The sequence below is a fragment of the Pseudomonas sp. KB-10 genome, from assembly GCF_018221585.1.
Taxonomy (GTDB): domain Bacteria; phylum Pseudomonadota; class Gammaproteobacteria; order Pseudomonadales; family Pseudomonadaceae; genus Aquipseudomonas; species Aquipseudomonas yangonensis.
Genome location: NZ_QYYB01000004.1, coordinates 143122 through 161103, shown reverse-complemented (window position 1 = coordinate 161103; position 17982 = coordinate 143122). Strand labels below are relative to the sequence as shown.

General features: G+C 63.7%; 18 protein-coding genes. 5 read left to right on the top strand and 13 right to left on the bottom strand.

Features of this window, described 5'->3' with window-relative positions:
- The first annotated feature begins 75 nt into the window (after nucleotides 1-75).
- The 4 genes from hpf to DXK50_RS12440 are packed head-to-tail and all read left to right on the top strand — an operon-like array spanning nucleotide 76 to nucleotide 2007.
- Nucleotides 76-384 carry a ribosome hibernation-promoting factor, HPF/YfiA family gene (gene hpf / locus DXK50_RS12455; RefSeq protein WP_003242873.1) on the top strand — a complete coding sequence of 103 codons (309 nt, stop codon included), beginning with the start codon at nucleotides 76-78 and terminating at the stop codon, nucleotides 382-384.
- Nucleotides 385-396: 12 nt separating this feature from the next.
- The gene (gene ptsN, locus DXK50_RS12450) at nucleotides 397-861 is read left to right on the top strand and encodes a PTS IIA-like nitrogen regulatory protein PtsN (RefSeq protein WP_090427348.1); all 465 of its coding nucleotides are present in this window, start codon (nucleotides 397-399) and stop codon (nucleotides 859-861) included.
- Nucleotide 862: 1 nt separating this feature from the next.
- Nucleotides 863-1720: an RNase adapter RapZ gene (gene rapZ / locus DXK50_RS12445; protein ID WP_161864942.1), complete on the top strand. Its 858-nt coding sequence runs from the start codon at nucleotides 863-865 to the stop codon at nucleotides 1718-1720.
- 14 nt (nucleotides 1721-1734) lie between these two features.
- Nucleotides 1735-2007 carry an HPr family phosphocarrier protein gene (locus tag DXK50_RS12440; RefSeq protein WP_161864941.1) on the top strand — a complete coding sequence of 91 codons (273 nt, stop codon included), beginning with the start codon at nucleotides 1735-1737 and terminating at the stop codon, nucleotides 2005-2007.
- Nucleotides 2008-2033: 26 nt separating this feature from the next.
- Here DXK50_RS12440 and DXK50_RS12435 read toward each other — a convergent pair whose 3' ends face one another.
- The 6 genes from DXK50_RS12435 to pmbA all read right to left on the bottom strand — a co-directional run bounded on the left by DXK50_RS12435 (nucleotide 2034) and on the right by pmbA (nucleotide 7421).
- Nucleotides 2034-2927, bottom strand: a complete 894-nt coding sequence (locus tag DXK50_RS12435; RefSeq protein ID WP_212630534.1) for a ZIP family metal transporter — start codon at nucleotides 2925-2927, stop codon at nucleotides 2034-2036.
- Between the two features lie 20 nt (nucleotides 2928-2947).
- Nucleotides 2948-3559, bottom strand: a complete 612-nt coding sequence (locus DXK50_RS12430; RefSeq protein ID WP_212630533.1) for a superoxide dismutase — start codon at nucleotides 3557-3559, stop codon at nucleotides 2948-2950.
- Between the two features lie 12 nt (nucleotides 3560-3571).
- Nucleotides 3572-4024 carry a tetratricopeptide repeat protein gene (locus DXK50_RS12425; protein WP_212630532.1) on the bottom strand — a complete coding sequence of 151 codons (453 nt, stop codon included), beginning with the start codon at nucleotides 4022-4024 and terminating at the stop codon, nucleotides 3572-3574.
- Between the two features lie 97 nt (nucleotides 4025-4121).
- A complete protein-coding gene (locus DXK50_RS12420; RefSeq protein WP_212630531.1) occupies nucleotides 4122-5510 on the bottom strand; it encodes a class II fumarate hydratase in 1389 nt (462 codons plus the stop codon).
- Entirely contained in the window at nucleotides 5503-5895 is a 393-nt protein-coding gene (locus DXK50_RS24935; RefSeq protein WP_233787460.1) for a FagA protein, read from the bottom strand. Before DXK50_RS24935 ends, DXK50_RS12420 begins: the two co-directional genes overlap by 8 nt.
- Nucleotides 5896-6074: 179 nt before the next feature.
- Nucleotides 6075-7421 (bottom strand): metalloprotease PmbA, encoded by a 1347-nt coding sequence (gene pmbA, locus DXK50_RS12410; RefSeq protein WP_161864936.1) that lies wholly within the window; start codon nucleotides 7419-7421, stop codon nucleotides 6075-6077.
- A gap of 127 nt (nucleotides 7422-7548) precedes the next feature.
- Between pmbA and yjgA the strand changes: the two genes are divergently transcribed.
- Nucleotides 7549-8067, top strand: coding sequence for a ribosome biogenesis factor YjgA (yjgA, locus tag DXK50_RS12405; RefSeq protein WP_161864935.1), 519 nt, complete (start codon nucleotides 7549-7551; stop codon nucleotides 8065-8067).
- Between the two features lie 12 nt (nucleotides 8068-8079).
- Here yjgA and tldD read toward each other — a convergent pair whose 3' ends face one another.
- The 7 genes from tldD to mreC all read right to left on the bottom strand — a co-directional run bounded on the left by tldD (nucleotide 8080) and on the right by mreC (nucleotide 17947).
- A complete protein-coding gene (tldD, locus tag DXK50_RS12400) occupies nucleotides 8080-9522 on the bottom strand; it encodes a metalloprotease TldD (protein ID WP_212630530.1) in 1443 nt (480 codons plus the stop codon).
- A gap of 2 nt (nucleotides 9523-9524) precedes the next feature.
- Nucleotides 9525-10373 carry a carbon-nitrogen hydrolase family protein gene (locus tag DXK50_RS12395; protein ID WP_212630529.1) on the bottom strand — a complete coding sequence of 283 codons (849 nt, stop codon included), beginning with the start codon at nucleotides 10371-10373 and terminating at the stop codon, nucleotides 9525-9527.
- Nucleotides 10374-10422: 49 nt separating this feature from the next.
- The gene (locus DXK50_RS12390) at nucleotides 10423-14262 is read right to left on the bottom strand and encodes a YhdP family protein (protein ID WP_461818879.1); all 3840 of its coding nucleotides are present in this window, start codon (nucleotides 14260-14262) and stop codon (nucleotides 10423-10425) included.
- Entirely contained in the window at nucleotides 14259-15716 is a 1458-nt protein-coding gene (rng, locus tag DXK50_RS12385; RefSeq protein WP_161864932.1) for a ribonuclease G, read from the bottom strand. The genes DXK50_RS12390 and rng overlap by 4 nt, the downstream gene beginning before the upstream one ends.
- A 68-nt stretch (nucleotides 15717-15784) precedes the next feature.
- Nucleotides 15785-16420 (bottom strand): Maf family protein, encoded by a 636-nt coding sequence (locus DXK50_RS12380; RefSeq protein WP_212630528.1) that lies wholly within the window; start codon nucleotides 16418-16420, stop codon nucleotides 15785-15787.
- 49 nt (nucleotides 16421-16469) lie between these two features.
- On the bottom strand, nucleotides 16470-16958 hold the full coding sequence (gene mreD, locus DXK50_RS12375) for a rod shape-determining protein MreD (protein WP_161864930.1): 489 nt from the start codon (nucleotides 16956-16958) through the stop codon (nucleotides 16470-16472).
- The gene (gene mreC / locus DXK50_RS12370) at nucleotides 16958-17947 is read right to left on the bottom strand and encodes a rod shape-determining protein MreC (RefSeq protein WP_212630810.1); all 990 of its coding nucleotides are present in this window, start codon (nucleotides 17945-17947) and stop codon (nucleotides 16958-16960) included. Before mreC ends, mreD begins: the two co-directional genes overlap by 1 nt.
- Between the last annotated feature and the right edge of the window lie 35 nt (nucleotides 17948-17982).

The following is a 17982-nucleotide window of genomic DNA, read 5'->3' as shown; positions in this document are numbered from 1 at the left end:
TCTTCAGGCCAAAGTGTTCCGGAGGCGGGTCGAATCGGACCCGCCGCTTACACAAGGCAACAAGGAGAAAGCGGTATGCAAGTCAACATCAGTGGACATCAGCTGGATGTGACCGACGCCCTGCGTGACTACATCGGCGAGAAACTGGGCCGACTGGAACGCCACTTCGACAAGATCACCAACGTTCAGGTGACCATGGAGGTCGAGAAACTCAAGCAGAAGATCGAAGCCACCCTGCATGTTGCCGGCGGCGAAGTCGTCGCCAACGCAGAACACCAGGACATGTACGCAGCCATCGACCTGTTGGCCGATAAACTCGACCGTCAACTCATCAAGCACAAGGAAAAGCAGCTCGAGCGTCTGCAAGGCGCCACGGCCCGCTAACATTCCCCATCCATGATCCGACTTGAAAACATCCTGACCCCCGGCCGTTCACTGGTGAACGTGCCGGGCGGCAGTAAGAAACGCGTGCTCGAACAGATCGCCAATCTGGTCGCCCGCGACCTGCCTGACCTGGATGCCCAGGACATATTCGAAAGCCTTATCGCCCGCGAGAAGCTCGGTTCCACCGGTTTCGGCAACGGCATCGCCATACCCCACTGCCGTCTGGCCGGCTGCAGTGCACCGATCAGCGCTGTTTTGCACCTCGATACCGCCGTCGACTTCGACGCCATCGACGGCGCGCCGGTCGATCTGCTGTTTGTCCTGCTGGTGCCGGAAGCGGCAACCGACGCGCACCTCGAACTACTGCGCCAGATCGCCAGCATGCTCGACCGCCAGGATGTACGTGAACGTCTACGCCAGGCCAACAGTGGCGAAGATCTCTATCAGGTCGTGGTGGACATTCAGAACGGTCAATGACATGCGCCTGATCATCGTCAGCGGTCGCTCGGGCTCGGGCAAGAGCACCGCCCTCGATGTACTTGAGGACAACGGTTTTTATTGCATCGACAACCTGCCGGCCGGCTTGCTGCCGGACCTCGCCGAGCGCTTCCTGCCGCACAGCGACATGCTGCTGCCGCAAGTCGCCGTCTCTATCGATGCACGCAACCTGCTGAGCCAGCTCAAGCGCTTTCCGGAGCTGCTCGAAGAAGTGCGCAAACGCAGCATCCGCTGCGATGTGCTCTACCTGGACGCCGAGGACGAGACGCTGCTCAAGCGTTTTTCGGAAACCCGCAGACGCCACCCGCTGACCAACGACAACCGCTCGCTGGCCGAGGCCATCGCCTACGAAAGCCAGCTGCTCGCGCCCATCACCGATCGTGCCGATCTGAAGATCGACACCACCCGGCTGAACCTTTACCAGCTACGCGATACGCTCAAGCTGCGCCTGCTCGGCCAGACGCAGACCGGGACCGCCTTTCTGGTCGAGTCATTCGGATTCAAACGTGGCATGCCGGTGGACGCCGATCTGGTGTTCGATGCACGTTGCCTGCCCAACCCTTACTGGAAGCCTGAGCTGCGCGACTATTCCGGCCTGGATCAGCCCGTGGTCGACTACCTGGCCGCGCAACCAGAGGTCGAGGAAATGTATCAGGACATCCTCGCCTATCTGGAAAAATGGCTGCCGCGCTTCGCCGCCAGCAACCGCGCCTACGTCACCATCGCCATTGGTTGCACAGGCGGCCACCACCGCTCGGTGTATCTGGCCAACCGCCTCAGCCAGGCACTCAAAGACTCGCTGAAGAACGTCCAGGTGCGTCACCGCGACCTCAGCTAAGGAGCCCTGCCGCGATGCCCGCACGTGAAATCACCATCATCAACAAACTCGGTCTGCACGCCCGCGCCGCGGCGAAGTTCGTCGGCGTGGCGAGCACCTACCCCTGTCAGGTGCGCATCGGCCGCAGCGCCGACAGCCTGGTAGACGGCAAGAGCATCATGGCAGTCATGATGCTGGCTGCCGGCAAGGGCACCAATGTGCATCTGCTGACCGAGGGCGAGCAGGACGAGCAGGCGATGAATGCGCTGGTCGGCCTTATTGAAAACTACTTCGAAGAAGGCGAATGACGTGCAGTCAGCCCACTGACGCGCCTCTAAGCCAGCGCCGTATCCAGCACCATCATTACGCAGAAGCCCACCGTCAGCGCCAGGCTGGCATCGCCGCGGTGCCCGTTGCTGTGCGACTCGGGGATGATTTCATGAACTACGGCGAACAGCATGGCCCCAGCCGCTAGTGCCAAGCCCCAGGGCAACAGCACCTGAGAAACACTCACCAGCCATGCGCAGAGCACCGCGAACAGCGGCTCGACCAACCCGGACACGACACCAATCAGCACCGCCTTGCCGCGATTCACGCCTGCAGTGGCCAATACCAAGGCGACGATGAGCCCCTCCGGAACGTTCTGCAGGGCAATGCCGATCGCCAGGCCATCGGCGCCCCTTAGTCCGGCGCCCGCCGCCACCCCGACAGCCATACCTTCCGGCACGTTGTGCAGCATGATCGCAATCACGAACAGCAGCACGCCTGGTCCAGGTCCAGCATGCGGCTGCGAAAGGCACTGCCGCTGCTCCAGCAACCGTCCCAGTCCCAACAGCGCTGCAGCGCCCAGCAGCAACCCAATGCTGGCCATGGCCCCCGCCCCCCAGGGGGTGAAGCCCTGGTCCGCCGCCACATCCAATGCCGGAGTGAGCAGCGAAAAGACGGTCGCCGCCAGCATGACGCCACCCCCGAACCCGAGCAGGCAGTCTCGCCAGCGCCGGGAAAGCTCGCCCATAAAGAGCACCGGCAGAGCGCCCAGCGCCGTTCCTGTGGCGCACAGCAGGCCAGCCTGCATCGCTCGCATCAGTTGCGGCTGTACACCCTGGTCGATCAGTGCGGCCGATTGAATGAACAGCAGCAACCCACCGCAAAACAGGATGGCTCCGCCGAACAGATAACGCAGAACTCGACCATTGAGGCCGGGGAGAGAAGTCAGCGGGGCTCGCATCACCGTTGGTATCCGCACATTCAGCTCAGGGCCTGCCGGTATCGACGCGTCACTTCACGCCAGTCGATGACGTTGTAGAAGGCTCCGATATATTCCGGCCGGCGATTTTGGTAGCGCAGGTAGTAAGCGTGCTCCCATACATCCAGCCCGAGGATGGGCGTGTTGCCATGCAACAACGGGCTGTCCTGGTTGGCGCTGCTCTCTACCACGAGTTTTTTCTCCGGTGTCACGCTGAGCCATGCCCAGCCACTGCCAAAACGGCTCAGCGCGGCTTTGGTGAAAGCGTCCTGGAACGCTGCGAAGCCGCCCAGCTCGGCATCGATCGCTGTGGCCAGTTCGCCTTCTGGCTTACCCCCGCCGGAAGGCGACATGACTGTCCAGAACAGTGTGTGGTTGGCGTGGCCGCCGCCCTGGTTGATCAACGCCGCATGCAGGTCTTGCGGCAACTCCTTCAACCGGGCCAGCAGACCTTCCACCGGTTCTTCTGCATAGGACGTCCCTTCCAGGGCCGCGTTCAGATTGTTGATATAGGTCTGGTGGTGCTTGAGGTGATGGATCTCCATGGTCTGCGCATCGATATGCGGCTCCAGGGCATCGTAAGCGTAAGGCAGTGCGGGCAGGCTGTAGGACATGAACGTTCTCCTTCAGTGGTAGTGGCGGCCTTGGCTGGCCGGGCTGAGCGATGGGCGCTGCCAGGCATGGCGCTGCGAAGCCCCCAGCAAACGATCGGTACGAGGGAAGGCCCCGTGCTCGCCGATGAACTGCAGCAGCTCGACGTAGGTACGGCGGCTGTGGTGCAGTGCGACTTCACGCAGGGACTGCGGCTGCTGGCCGTCGGCCAGGGTTTGCAGCAGGCGCTCGTGACTGGCGCAGAGGTTCTCTGCGGCCTCCTCGGGCTGTCCGAGGGTCAGATGCAGGTCGGCCAGGTTGTGATGGGAAATTACGAAGGCCGCCACCGCCATGTTGTGATCAGGCCAGCGCCCGAACATCACCTGCGCCTCTGCCAATGCCTGCAGATAGAGCTCGCGGGCCGTGACCCAGTCGCCGTCGGAAAAACAGCGGTTGCCGGTTTCGATGATGGTTTTCCAGTGCTCCATGACAGGCCTCCTGGTGAGAGTCTGTCCACGGTTTGAAGCCTCGACTGATGTGATGCCTGGCCGAGCGGGCAGTGGACAGACTCGGAGAAAAAGCGACTCAGAGGCCGCCTTCAGTGAGTTTTTCCGGATTCAGCAATTGCTCGAGCTGCGCTCGCGACAGCTCGGTCTGTTCCAGCGCCACCTCGATGATCGGCCGCCCCTCACGGTAGGCCTGCTTGGCAATTTCAGCGGCCTTGAGGTAGCCGATGATCGGGTTCAGCGCCGTCACCAGAATCGGGTTGCGATCCAGTGCTTCCCTGAGCTTCGGCTGGTTGACCTTGAAGCTGGCAATGGCGCGGTCGGCCAGCAGGCGGCTGGCATTGGTCAGCAGCTGAATGCTGTAGAGCAGGTTGTCGGCAATCAGCGGCAACATGACGTTGAGCTCGAAATTACCTGACTGGCCAGCGATGGCGATGGCCGAGTCATTGCCGATCACTTGCGCCGCCACCATCGCTGCTGCCTCGGGTATCACCGGGTTGACCTTGCCCGGCATGATCGAAGAACCAGGCTGGAGGGCCTCCAGTTCGATTTCAGCCAACCCGGCCAGCGGCCCCGAGTTCATCCAGCGCAGATCATTGGCGATTTTCATCAACGATACGGCGGTAGTTTTGAGCTGCCCGGATACGGCCACGGCCGTGTCCTGCGAGCCGATCAGCGCGAAGAAGTTATTGCCGGAGGTGAAACTCAGCCCCGTCAGGCGCCCTAGTTCCAGGCAGAACTGTTCGGCGAAACGCGGATGGGCATTGACCCCAGTACCTACCGCGGTACCGCCCTGAGCCAGCGCCTGCAAGCTGGGCTGCAAGCCACGCAGATGATCGATATTGGCCTGAATCTGCTGGCCCCAACCGTCCAGCACCTGACTCATGCGCACCGGCATGGCATCCATCAGATGCGTTCGCCCGGTCTTGATGTATGGCTGGACCTCCAGGGATTTTTCGCACAGCACCTTGAGCAGATGGCCAAGCGCCGGAAGCAGACGCTCTTGCAGCTCGATGGCCGCGCTGACATGGATGGTCGTGGGAATGATGTCATTGCTGCTCTGACCACAATTGACGTGGTCGTTGGCGCTGACCCTGTCACCAAGAATGCGACTGGCCAGGGAGGCGATCACCTCGTTGGCGTTCATATTGGAACTGGTGCCGGAGCCGGTCTGAAATATATCCACCGGGAAGTGGGCCATGAAGTCGCCCTCGAGCAACTGCTGACAGGCCCCTACGATGGCGTCGCCCATCAGCGGATCGAGTTGTTGCAACTCGACGTTGGCCCGCGCGGCAGCGGCCTTGGCCAGGATCAGCGCACGAATGAAGGGCGCCGGCATGCGTAGCCCCGACACCGGGAAATTATTCACCGCACGCTGGGTCTGCGCGCCATACAGCGCAGCACTCGGTACCTGCAGTTCGCCCATGCTGTCGCGTTCGATGCGGGTGCCACTCGAGGTTTCACTCATAAGGATGTCCTTTTGCCGATTCAGTGAACGAGAGGGAGGGTTCCAGACGCAGCGTCGCCAGCCGATTGAGCAGGACGCCGAGGCTGCGCTGGCGTGCGGGGGTACTGGCCTGTTGCTGCATCACGCGCAACGGCCGATAGGCGCGGTCCAGACAAAGGGCACGCCAGTGCCAAGGCAATGCCGGGTCACAGGCTGTGTCCAGCAAGAGCTCAAGCGTGATACGCGAGGCGCGCCAGGCATCCAGCAGGCCGCGATCCACCAGTTGCCGACCGTGCCATTCGTGGAAGTCGAGCAGGCGTGGCTCATCAGGACGCAGCGCGCAGCGCACGAGAAAACCCTGCCAACGCCAGCAGTTCGGGCAAGGTGTGAAAAAGGGATAGAACATGGACGCCCACCGAAAAATGTAATGATATTTATTCTCTTTTGAGAAAAATAATCAATACATAGAATGTGTGGGCTTTCATGGGCAAGGCGACCCTACGTCAGGATCGCCGGTGCCAGAATGCGCGTGACCGCCAAGGCTGAGCGTCAGCGGTCTCAGCTACTGAGGGGATGTTGTCGCCGTCAGCTGCCGGCGACGGTCATCTTCTCGATCAGCACCGAGCCGGTGCAGATATTGCCGCGCCGTTCCAGGTCGCGACCGACCGCAACGATCTGGCGGAACATGTCGCGCAGGTTGCCGGCGATGGTCACTTCCTGCACCGGGAACTGGATCTCGCCGTTCTCAACCCAGAAGCCCGCCGCCCCCCGGGAGTAGTCCCCGGTGACCAGATTCAGGCCCTGCCCCATCAGCTCGGTCACCAGCAGGCCGCGCCCCATGCGACGGATCAGCGCCTGCTGATCCTCATCGCCGTGGGTGACGAACAGGTTGTGCACGCCACCGGAGTTGGCGGTGCTGGGCAGTCCCAGTTTGCGCCCGGAATAGGTGCCAAGCACGTAGGACACCAACTCGCCCTTTTCCACGAACGGTTTTGCGTAGGTGGCCAGGCCATCGCCATCGAAGGTCGCACTACCCAGGGCACGCGGCAGATGCGGTCGTTCGTCGAGGCTCAGCCACTCGGGGAACAGACGCTGGCCGAGCGCACCTTCGAGGAAGGAGGAATGGCGATACAGATTGCCGCCCGAGATTGCCGCCAGCAGGTGACTGAACAGCCCGCCAGCGAGCTCGGCAGCGAACAGCACCGGCACCTCGCAGGTCGGCACCGGCCTTGCGCCAAGGCGGCTGACCGCGCGCTCGGCAGCGCGCTGGCCAATACCTGCAGCATCGGCCAGCAGCTCGCCCTGGCGATTGACGTCATACCAGTAGTCGCGCTGCATCTGCCCCTCGCCTTCGGCGATCATCACGCAGCTCAGGCTGTGACGGGTGCTGGCATAACCACCAACGAAACCATGACTGTTGCCATAAACGCGGCAACCCTGATGAGTGTTGAGACTCGTGCCATCGGCATTCTTGATCCGGGTGTCGGCGGCGAATGCTGCCGCCTCGCAAGCCAGCGCCTGCTCGACCGCCTGCTCAGGCGTGATCGACCAGGGGTGATAGAGGTCCAGTTCGGGCAGCTCGCGCGCCATCAGCGCGGCATCCGCCAGGCCGGCACATTCATCTTCGGATGCATGCTTGGCAATCGCCAGGGCTGCCGCAACGGTCTCGCGAATGGCCTCGATACCGGTGGCCGAGGTGCTGGCAGAGCCCTTGCGCTGGCCCACGTACAGGGTGATGCCGAACCCCTGATCGCGATTGAATTCGACTGTCTCCACCTCACCCTGGCGCACGGTAGTGGACAACCCCTGACCAGCCGAGACGGCTACTTCGCAGGCACTGGCTCCCTGGCGCCTGGCCTCGGCGAGAATCGTCTCGACTTGCTCCTGCAGCGCTGGCAGGGCCTGCGGCCCGATGCGTTCTACTTCACTCATAACCACTCCCGATTCTCTTGGCGCAGACCCCATGCGCACGTAGCCGAGGCCTGCTCTCGACTGCCGGCTACGGGCCGGCGGTCACGGTTGCTGCTATCATGGCGGCGTTTCCATCTGGACCCACCCCATGTCTGATTCCTACGACGACTTCTCCCTGGAGAAGAGCAAATCCCAGGTCAAACGCGAACTGCACGCCCTGCAGGATCTCGGCGAGCGTCTGACTGCGCTCAAGCCGGACCTGCTGGCCAGGATGCCGCTGACCGACGCACTACGCCGCGCCCTCGCCGAAGCACCGAAACACACTGCCAACGCCGCGCGCAAACGCCACATCCAGTTCATCGGCAAGCTGATGCGCGAACAGGATGTCGAGGCGATCGTCGCCATGCTCGACCAGGTGGACAGCTCCACCCGCGAATACAACGAGCGCTTCCATGCCCTCGAGCGCTGGCGCGACCGCCTGATCGGCGAAGGCGACAGTGCGCTGGAGAGCTTCGTCGAGCTCTACCCCGATGCCGACGTCCAACATCTGCGCGGGCTGGTTCGTCATGCCCAACATGAAGCCGCGCGCAACAAGCCCCCGGCCGCCGCGCGCAAGGTATTCAAGTACATCCGCGAGCTCGACGAAATCCAGCGCGGCCTGCGCTGAACCTGCTTCGCTTTACGCACCGGTGCCGCCAACGGTGATCGTGTCGATCTTCAGCGTCGGCTGGCCGACACCGACCGGCACCGACTGGCCATCCTTGCCGCAGGTGCCGACGCCGCTGTCCAGGGCCAGATCATTGCCGACCATGGATACCCGGCTCATGGCCTCCGGGCCGTTGCCGATCAGCGTGGCACCTTTGACCGGCGCAGTGATCTTGCCGTCCTCGATCAGGTAGGCCTCGCTGGTGGAGAAGACGAACTTGCCGCTGGTGATGTCCACCTGGCCGCCACCCAGATTGGCGCAGTAGATGCCCTTCTTCACCGAACGGATGATCTCCTCCGGATCGCTCTCACCGGCCAGCATGTAGGTGTTGGTCATGCGCGGCATCGGCAGGTGCGCATAGGATTCACGACGACCGTTGCCGGTAGCAGCCACGCCCATCAGGCGCGCATTGAGCTTGTCCTGCATGTAGCCTTTGAGCACGCCGTTCTCGATCAACGTGGTGCACTGGGTCGGTGTGCCTTCGTCATCGACGCTGAGCGAGCCACGACGGCCGGCCAGGGTGCCGTCATCGACGATGGTGCACAGGCTGGATGCGACCTTCTGCCCGACCTTGCCGCTATAGGCCGAGCTGCCCTTGCGGTTGAAATCGCCTTCCAGGCCGTGACCGACCGCCTCGTGCAACAACACGCCGGACCATCCAGCGCCCATCACCACCGGCATGCTGCCGGCAGGCGCGGCGATGGCTTCGAGGTTGACCAGCGCCTGGCGCAGCGCCTCACGGGCATAGCTCATGGCGCGGTCTTCATCGAGGAAATAGCGGTAGTCGGTGCGGCCGCCGCCGCCGTGACCACCACGTTCGCGGCGGCCGTTCTGCTCGACGATGACACTGACGTTGAAGCGCACCAGCGGGCGGATATCAGCGCTGAGGCTGCCATCATGAGCGGCGACCAGAATGCGGTCCCAGACACCGGCCAGGCTCACGGTGACCTGCTTGATGCGCGGATCGAGCGCACGGGTGGCGCGGTCGATACGCTGCAGCAGCTCGACCTTTTCGGCACGGCTCATGACGTCCAGCGGGTTGCCTTCGGCATACAGCTGGGTGATCTGCGGGCTGACGAAGGCCTGCACCCGGCCCTGCTGGCCGGCACGGGAGATCGAACGCGCCGCTTGCGCGGCCTGGGTCAACGCATCGAGGCTGATCGCGTTGCTGTAGGCAAAGCCGGTTTTCTCACCGGACTGGGCGCGCACGCCTACACCCTGATCGAGGTTGAAACTGCCTTCCTTGACGATGCCATCCTCCAGCACCCAGGTTTCCGACACCTGGCTTTGGAAATAAAGGTCGGCGGCATCGATGCCAGGCCCTGCGACTTCACCCAGCACGGCACTGAGGCTGTCGAGCGTCAGGTTACCGGGTGCCAGCAGATGTTCGCTGACGGATTGCAACATCGTATTCATGGTCACTCCACAACGACCGGGCGCGGTGCCCCCGGTAAAAAGAATCGGCGGTGCTGCTGCACCGGCATACGTTGGCGAATGGCCGCCTGCTCGGCGGCATCGCGCGAAGCCAGCAATGCGGCTTCCCCTTGATCCTGCTCGGCGAGCACGCTGCCCCAGGGGTCGATGATGGCCGAATGGCCAAAGGTCATGCGCTGCCCGGGATGCTCGCCGCCCTGCCCCGCTGCCAGCACATAGCATTGGGTTTCGATGGCACGGGCCCGCGTCAGCACCTGCCAATGCGCCGCGCCAGTCACGGCCGTGAACGCTGCCGGCACGCTGATCAACTCGGCGCCGGCTTCGCGTAGCGCACCGAACAGTTCGGGAAAACGCAAGTCGTAACACACCGTCAGACCCAGGCGCCCCACCGGCGTATCCGCGATCACCACACGCTGGCCATGGACGAAGTCATCCGACTCGCGATAACGGCCACGGTTGTCAGCCACATCGACGTCGAACAGGTGCAGCTTGTCATAACGAGCCGCGCGCTCGCCCTGATCGTCGATCAGCAGTGAACAGGCGTGCGGCCTGCCCTCGGCATCGTCGTCCGGCGGCAGCGGCAAGGTGCCGGCCACAATCCATAAACTGAGGTCACGCGCGGCCCGTTTCAACCAGGGCAGGATCGGCCCTTCGCCCACTGCCTCGGCACGGCCGATGGCTGCCAGGTCGCGACGCCCCATGGCAGCGAAATTCTCGGGCAGCACAGCGAGGCGTGCACCGCCCTGCGCAGCCCGCTCCAGCATGCGGCGCGCCAGGCGCAGGTTGGTTTGCACGTCCTCCTGACTGACCATCTGGATTACTGCGAGATTCATGGCGGCACTCATCGGTTATCAAGGTGACAGCCTACGCCAAGAAGGACCGTCATTGCGGTTTTTCGAAAGGCTTGTCGAAACGGATATCCGGGTCCTGCAGCGGCCCCTTGACGTCGTACTGCACGCTGGCGAAACGGGCAACCTTGTCCCCCAGCAACTTATCCGCCACGAACAGCGCGCCACCGATCGCCGGCGCACCGACGATCAACGCCGCCAACGGCAGGTTATTGGTCACCGGCAGGGTCACCAGCAGCTTGGCATCGATGCGCTCGTTGCGCATGTCCAGCTGGCCGTCCAGTTCCAGGTTGCTCGACGGCCCGGTCATGGTGATCGGCTCCCGCGTCACGAACACGCCATTGGTGGCCTGCATATTGCCCTTGACCCGGTCGTAACTCAGCCCTTTGCCCAGCAGGTCGGAGAAGTCCAGACGCAGGCGGCGGCCGATGGAGTTGAAGTTGAGCAGGCCGAACACCCGCAACGCCTGGGCCGAGCCCTGTACCTCGACGAACTGGCCCTTGCGTAGCGAGGGGTCGAGGTTGCCGGAGAAACGCTTGAGCGAGAACCAGGCTGGCGAACCGGGCCAGCTGCCATCAACGTCGACCCGGAAACTTTCACTGGTGACGCTAGGGGCGTAATCCCAGGCTTTCAGGATCGCGCCAAGGTCCTTGCCCTGCAGGCGCCCCTTGTACCAGCTCTGGGTATTGCCAGCGGCACTTCGCCAACCGGCACTGCCGCCGATCTTCAGCCCCTGCAGATCGAGATCGAGGTCATCGAAACGCACGCCGCGCTCTTCCGGTCGTACCTTGAGTGACCAGGCGCCCAGCACCTTGTCGCCGCGCTGCACGCGCTGGATGCTGATATCCAGTGCCGGGAGCGTACTGGGATCGAAATCGGCCAGCGGATCAGGCGCATCGTCGGTCTTTGCCGCATCAGGGTCGGGTGCCGGCAGGCGCACATGCTGCAGGTCGGCACGAATCGGTACCCCCTCGGCATCGGCCAGCAGCACGCGGCCGGCCGCCAGTTGGCTGTCGAACTGTACGGCCCAAGCCTGCCCCTCTCGCTCAAGGCCGACGGTCAGTTGCTCGATCTCCTGGCCGAAGCCGCGGAATCGCCCGATCTCCAGTCGTGCACTGCGCAGCAGGCGCTGGCTGTCCGCATCCACCTTGACCGGATGATCGCTGCCAAGCTGCTTCCAGGCATTCAGGTCCAGCTCATCCAGGCGCCCGCGAACACGCAGGCCCTGACCAGGCGGTAATCCTGCGGGACCACCGCCGATCACCACCTCGCCACGACCGTCGGCCAGTGCACCGGCGGGCGCGGCCAGATTCAGACTGGCCAGCTCGCCATAGTCCGCCCAGTAACGCCGCTCGCGCCCGGAGAGCGTCATGCGCCAGCTGGCATCGCGCTCCAACGCTGCCGTCTTGCCGAACGGCGCGGGCAAATCGACTGCGACACCGCGCAGGTTGGAGTCGACACGTAGCTTGCTGTCATCGCCATCCAGGGTCAGGCGCAGGTGGTAAGGCAGCAAGCCGCTGACCGGCAGCTTCTGCGGCCCGCCCAGCCATTGGCTGAGGGCGTCGACCTGCACCTGGCCGCGCAGATCGAACAGCGTACGCGCCTGTCCACGGGCGCCCTCGGCGCTGATCCTGCCGCTGACCTGGCGCCCGAATACCTCGGCGCGAACGTCCGGTGCGCTCAGGCCGGCATTGCTGTCGTAACGGAACGCGCCCTTGACCTTGTTCAGTTGCAGATCCGGATTGGCCAGCTTGAGGCTGGCTCCCTCGGTGGCAAAATCCACCACCACCCCGGGCTTGCTTCCCTTTTTCAGCGGAATGTCCAGCTGCAGTCGCCCGGCCAGCGAACCTTCACCCTGCCAGCCGGCGAAGATCTCCGACGTTCCCAGTGGTGCCTCCTGCAGCAGCTTGATCGCGTCGCTCAGGCTGCTCTGCACATCGCCATCGAGCTGCAGCCGCGGCGGCTTGCCATCGTGGAGCAGGGGAATATTGGCGGTGACCGCGCTGACCTGGCTCTGCAGCAGGCGCCCGCTCTGCAGACGCACGCGCACCGCATCGTCCTCGATCAGCACCTCGCCCACGCCGTCACGCAGCGAAGGCCAGCCAGGCTGAAAGGCCAACTCGGCGTCCTTCACCTTGAAAAACAGGCTCAGACTGCGCGCGCCCAGCGCTGCGCCCTTGTTCAGCGAACCCTGATACTGGAAGTAGCCTTCCTCGACATGACCCGCGCGAATCGCCGTCTTCAGCCAGTGATCGAGTTCCTCACTCATGCCGGGCGAGCGGCTCGGCAGATACTTCTCGGTGTAGGACGCGTCACCGTCGCGCAGGCCGACACGCAGATCCATGTAGCTTTCGGCCTCGGGGTCGCGGCGCAGGCGGATCAGCATGTCACCGGCGATCTGTCCTTCGTCGCCATCGAGTCGCATGTAGGGGCTATGCAGGGTCAGGCCGGTTTCGCTCCAGTCCCAGCTCAACCGCGCCTGAGCATGGCGATAGCGCCATATCTCGGGGAACAGTTGGTCCAGGTGCAGGGCGAAGTTCTCGGTATTCAGGCGCAGCTCACCTGCGAACAGGTTGCCCGAGGCGCTACCGCTGACATTCTCGGCCGCCGGCGCGCCGCGATAGGCCTGAATGCCCACCTTGTCCAGATTGGCAGCGAACTGCAGGCGCTCGGCGCCCTCGCGCTGCGGGTAGTAATCGAGCAGCAGGTTGTTGACCGCGCCAACCGGTGATAACGCCAGCAGAACTTCGCGCGCCTTGTCCGGCATCGGCACCAGCGCCTGTACCAACGGCGCCCAGGCGGCGAGGTCGAGACGGTCTGCCGTCAGCGCCCAACGCTCATTAGCCTCTCCCTCATCGCGCTGTTTCAGGTTCACATGCAGCTCGCCGATACGCTGCTCTGCGTGGGTCAAGGCCAGAGAGTCGATCTGTGCCCGCACACCCTGCTCGTCCCGAGCGAAGAAGGCATTGAAAGCCAGGTCCTTGAGCGTCACAGCCTCATGCCCAGCCTGGCTGCCAACCAGTGCCGGGGCATGCAGGCGCAAGGCCCCCTTGTGCAGGGCCAGGCCGCGGCCTTCCAGCCAAAGCTCACCGCCGGCCTGAAGCTGCTTGACCCGCCAGTCGCCGAGCAGTGATTTTGGCAGCCAGCTCGCCCAGTCGCTCTGCGGCAGGCTCAGGTAGAGCTGCGACTCGGCCTCGCGCCAGGTTTTCGGTTGCATGCGCGTGCGCAAACTCAGCGCCACCGGCTGGCCATCGGGCAGCAGCAGGCGTCCGTCGAGACGCTGGCTGTTGCTGCCATAACGCAGGCTCAGGTTGACGTAGCTGAGCAGCAACGGCTTCTGATCGAGTGGCTGCACCACCACTCGGCTGTCGAGCAGGCTGATGCGATGCACCACCTGCAACTGCTTGAGCAGTTGTTCGACATTCAGCTCGGGGCCGTCGCGCCGTGGCATCCCCTGCAACTGCCAGCCACCTTCGGCGTTCTGCTGCACGTTCAGCTGCAGACCATCCACCTGCAGATTGGCGATACGCGGCTGGCGTGCCATCAGGCTGCCGCTCACGTCCGGCACCAGTTGCACGCGTTCCAGGCTCAGCCCGTCATCCTCGGCGCCCAGCCGCACGTCACGCGCCACCAACACCGGCGCCAAGCCCCGCCAGCGGCCTTCGAGGCTGCCGATACGCACCGGCACGCCCAGCTGCGCCGTGACGCGGTCCTCCAGTTCAAGCCGGTATTCGGCGACCAGAGGTACCAGCTCGCGCCCCAGGCTGACGTACAGCGCGGCCAGTATCAGAAAAGCCGCGCACAACCCCAGCCCCCAGCGCAGCAAGGCCGAGAACAGGCGCGCCAGGGCGCCCCCGGTGCCTGCAGCGCTCAGAGCAGCACCACGTCGTACTGTTCCTGGGAATACATGGTTTCCACCTGGAACTTGATGGTACGCCCGATAAAGGCTTCCAGATCGGCGACGTTGCCCGACTCCTCATCGAGCAGGCGATCGACCACCTTCTGATTGGCCAGCACGCGATAGCTTTCCGCCTGATAGGCGCGCGCCTCGCGCAGAATTTCGCGGAAGATTTCGTAGCAGATGGTTTCGGGTGTTTTCAACTTGCCTCGCCCCTGGCAGGCGCTGCACGGCTCGCAGAGGATCTGCTCGAGACTTTCGCGGGTACGCTTGCGGGTCATCTGCACCAGGCCGAGCTCGGTGATGCCGATGATGTTGGTCTTGGCGTGATCACGCTCGAGCTGTTTCTCCAGGGTGCGCAGCACCTGGCGTTGATGATCCTGGTCTTCCATGTCGATGAAGTCGATGATGATGATGCCGCCCAGGTTACGCAGGCGTAGCTGGCGAGCAATGGCGGTAGCCGCCTCCAGGTTGGTCTTGAAGATGGTCTCTTCCAGCGTGCGGTGCCCGACGAAGGCGCCGGTATTGACGTCGATGGTGCTCATCGCCTCGGCCGGATCGACCACGAGGTAGCCGCCGGATTTCAGCGGCACCTTGCGCTCCAGGGCGCGCTGGATTTCGTCCTCGACGCCATAAAGATCGAAGATCGGCCGTTCACCCGGGTAATGTTCGAGGCGATCGGCGATTTCCGGCATCAGTTCGGCGACGAACTGCGTGATCTTCTGGAAGGTTTCCCGCGAGTCCACGCGAATCTTCTCGGTGCGCGGGCTGACCAGGTCGCGCAGGGTACGCAGCGCCAGGGACAGATCTTCGTAGATCACAGTGGGCGCCTTGGCATTCTGGATCTGCGTACCGATCTGGTCCCACAACCGGCGCAAGTAGCGAATATCGATCAGAATCTCGTCGGCGCCGGCGCCCTCGGCAGCGGTGCGCAGGATGAAGCCGCCCGCCTCCTCGATGCCCTCAGCCGCGACGCAATCGGCCACCACCTGCTTCAGGCGCTCGCGCTCGGCTTCTTCTTCGATCTTCAGGGAAATGCCGACATGACTGGTGCGCGGCATGTACACCAGATAACGCGAGGGAATCGACAGCTGGGTGGTCAGGCGCGCGCCCTTGCTGCCGATGGGGTCTTTGGTGACCTGCACGGTCAGACTCTGTCCTTCGTGGATCAGCGCACTGATCGGCTCCACCGCGGCACCTTCGCGCGTGGAGATTTCCGAGGCATGAATGAAGGCCGCACGCTCCAGGCCGATGTCGACGAAGGCCGCCTGCATGCCGGGCAGCACCCGCACCACCTTGCCCTTGTAGATGTTGCCGACGATGCCGCGCTTCTGCGTGCGCTCGACGTGAACTTCCTGCAGCACGCCGTTTTCCACCACCGCCACGCGCGATTCCATCGGCGTGATATTGATCAGAATCTCTTCGCTCATGCATCCATCCTGGTGATCATGCCGACCGGGCTGCAACGCCGCCCCGCGGACTCAAGCTTTCGGACACCTCATCCTGCAGCCGCGTTGCCGTCGCCTGGTTTCTGAAGATGTCCTGGCGCCGGGAATTGCCAGCAGGCAATACCGAATTCCCCAAGCAGCTCGGCAGTTTCGCACAGCGGCAGACCGACCACCGCCGAATAACTGCCCTGCACCTGGCTGACGAATACCGCCGCCAACCCCTGGATACCATAACTGCCGGCTTTGTCACATGGCTCGCCGCTGGCCCAGTAAGCCTCGATCTCCTTGTCGCTGATGGCGCGAAAGCTCACCTCGCTGGTGACCACGCGAGCCAGTTCGCGTCCGGCACCGACCAGGGCAACGGCGGTCAGCACCTGATGGCTGCGCCCCGACAGAGCCCGCAGCATGGCCCGCGACTCGTCGAAATCCGCCGGCTTGCCAAGAATGCGACCATCCAGCACCACGGCCGTATCGGCGCCCAGCACCACCGCATCGGCACGCTCGCCCAATGCGCGCAGGCCGGCACGCGCCTTTTCCCGCGCCAGACGCTCTACATAGGCTGCGGCCGGCTCGGCTGGCAATGGATTTTCATCTATCGAGGCGATTAGCGTGACGCACGGCACAGCGATCTGGGCCAGCAATTCACGGCGACGGGGCGAGGCGGAGGCCAGAAACAGCTCGGCCATGCGGGTATCTCCCTTGGCGAACCGCGGCCAGCCATGCGCCAGGCCGCGTTCAGTTGACGTTGAGGCGCAGGTGCAGACCACGCAGGATGACGCAGACCCAGGGCCACAGCAGGGCACTGACCAGCGCCGGCAGGATGAAAGCCAGGGTCGGGGGACGGCTGCCGGTCAGAGCATTGAGCCACAGCTGCACCAGTTGGGCGAGGCCGAACACCACCATCAGCACCATGCTCTGCTGCCACATGGGAAACATGCGCAGGCGCTGGTGCAGGCTCAGTACCAGGAAGGTGATCAGGGTGAGGATCAGCGCATTTTGTCCGAGCAGCGTGCCGAACAGCACATCCTGCGCCAGACCGAGGATCCAGGCCGTGGTCAGGCCGACGCGATGCGGCAGAGCCAGAACCCAGTAGGTGAGGACAAGCGCGACCCATAACGGGCGGCCGATCTGCATGAATTCGAGCAGCGGCGCCACGCTGAGCAGAAGCGCGAAGGCCAGGGTCAGCCAGATCACCCAGCCATTACGGGGTTGCACACCGACCATCAGTTCGTCTCCTGTGCCGGAGCGTCCGCGGCCGGAGTGGCGATCGGCGCTGGCGTTTGCTCACTCTGGGTGCGCGTCTGCTCGGCCTCGCGGTCGGCGGCCTCCTGAGCCTCGGCCGAATCGGAAGCACGCTGCTCGGGACTGCGTCGATCAGAGAAGACGAGCAGCAGATAACGGCTGCGATTGAGCGCCGCGGTCGGTGTGGCGCGGACGATGGCGAACGGCTGACCGGAATCGTGAATCACTTGCTTGACCGTGGCCACCGGGTAGCCGGCCGGAAAACGCTGGCCCATGCCGGAGCTGACCAGCAGGTCGCCTTCCTTGATATCTGCGGTATCGGCGACATGACGCAGCTCGAGGCTCTCCGGGTTGCCGGTGCCGACAGCGATGGCACGCAGGCCGTTGCGGTTGACCTGCACCGGAATGCTGTGGGTGTTGTCGGTAAGCAGCAGCACGCGCGAGGTATAGGGCATGACCTCTACCACCTGCCCCATCAGACCGCGGGCATCGAGTACCGGCTGCCCGAGGAACACGCAGTTTTTCTTGCTCTCGTCGACGCAGTCCTTCTCGCCCTTGTCGATCAGGATGCGGTGGGTGTAGGGGTTGGGGTCGACGCCGATCAGTTCGCTGACCAGCACCTCTTCATCCACCAGCGCCGCGGAGTTGAGCAGCTCGCGCAGACGCACGTTCTGTTCGGTCAGGGTCGCCAGCTTCTGCAGGCGGCGCTGCAGCAGCAGTGCTTCGGCCTTGAGCTTTTCGTTCTCGGCCATCAGTTCGCTGCGCGAGGATATCTGCTGGGTCGCGCCTTCCCAGGCCCTAACCGGCAGTTCAGCCAGCTCGTACAGGGGGGTCAACACCATGCCCATCATGCTACGCACGGGCTTGAGCGTGTCGAAGCGGGCGTCGGCCACCATCAGCACTGCCGACAACACGGCAAATACCAGCAGGCGAATGCCCAGCGAGGGACCTTTGGCGAAGAGCGGCTTAATGACCGGCTCCTTGTGCGCCACGGGGGCGGAAAGCG

What these genes read in the sequence shown, in the direction of transcription:
- hpf (WP_003242873.1), top strand. Translation starts at nt 76, where the DNA reads ATGCAAGTCAACATCAGTGGACATCAGCTGGATGTGACCGACGCCCTG.
- ptsN (WP_090427348.1), top strand. Translation starts at nt 397, where the DNA reads ATGATCCGACTTGAAAACATCCTGACCCCCGGCCGTTCACTGGTGAAC.
- rapZ (WP_161864942.1), top strand. Translation starts at nt 863, where the DNA reads ATGCGCCTGATCATCGTCAGCGGTCGCTCGGGCTCGGGCAAGAGCACC.
- DXK50_RS12440 (WP_161864941.1), top strand. Translation starts at nt 1,735, where the DNA reads ATGCCCGCACGTGAAATCACCATCATCAACAAACTCGGTCTGCACGCC.
- DXK50_RS12435 (WP_212630534.1), bottom strand. Translation starts at nt 2,927, where the DNA reads ATGCGAGCCCCGCTGACTTCTCTCCCCGGCCTCAATGGTCGAGTTCTG.
- DXK50_RS12430 (WP_212630533.1), bottom strand. Translation starts at nt 3,559, where the DNA reads ATGTCCTACAGCCTGCCCGCACTGCCTTACGCTTACGATGCCCTGGAG.
- DXK50_RS12425 (WP_212630532.1), bottom strand. Translation starts at nt 4,024, where the DNA reads ATGGAGCACTGGAAAACCATCATCGAAACCGGCAACCGCTGTTTTTCC.
- DXK50_RS12420 (WP_212630531.1), bottom strand. Translation starts at nt 5,510, where the DNA reads ATGAGTGAAACCTCGAGTGGCACCCGCATCGAACGCGACAGCATGGGC.
- DXK50_RS24935 (WP_233787460.1), bottom strand. Translation starts at nt 5,895, where the DNA reads ATGTTCTATCCCTTTTTCACACCTTGCCCGAACTGCTGGCGTTGGCAG.
- pmbA (WP_161864936.1), bottom strand. Translation starts at nt 7,421, where the DNA reads ATGAGTGAAGTAGAACGCATCGGGCCGCAGGCCCTGCCAGCGCTGCAG.
- yjgA (WP_161864935.1), top strand. Translation starts at nt 7,549, where the DNA reads ATGTCTGATTCCTACGACGACTTCTCCCTGGAGAAGAGCAAATCCCAG.
- tldD (WP_212630530.1), bottom strand. Translation starts at nt 9,522, where the DNA reads ATGAATACGATGTTGCAATCCGTCAGCGAACATCTGCTGGCACCCGGT.
- DXK50_RS12395 (WP_212630529.1), bottom strand. Translation starts at nt 10,373, where the DNA reads ATGAATCTCGCAGTAATCCAGATGGTCAGTCAGGAGGACGTGCAAACC.
- rng (WP_161864932.1), bottom strand. Translation starts at nt 15,716, where the DNA reads ATGAGCGAAGAGATTCTGATCAATATCACGCCGATGGAATCGCGCGTG.
- DXK50_RS12380 (WP_212630528.1), bottom strand. Translation starts at nt 16,420, where the DNA reads ATGGCCGAGCTGTTTCTGGCCTCCGCCTCGCCCCGTCGCCGTGAATTG.
- mreD (WP_161864930.1), bottom strand. Translation starts at nt 16,958, where the DNA reads ATGGTCGGTGTGCAACCCCGTAATGGCTGGGTGATCTGGCTGACCCTG.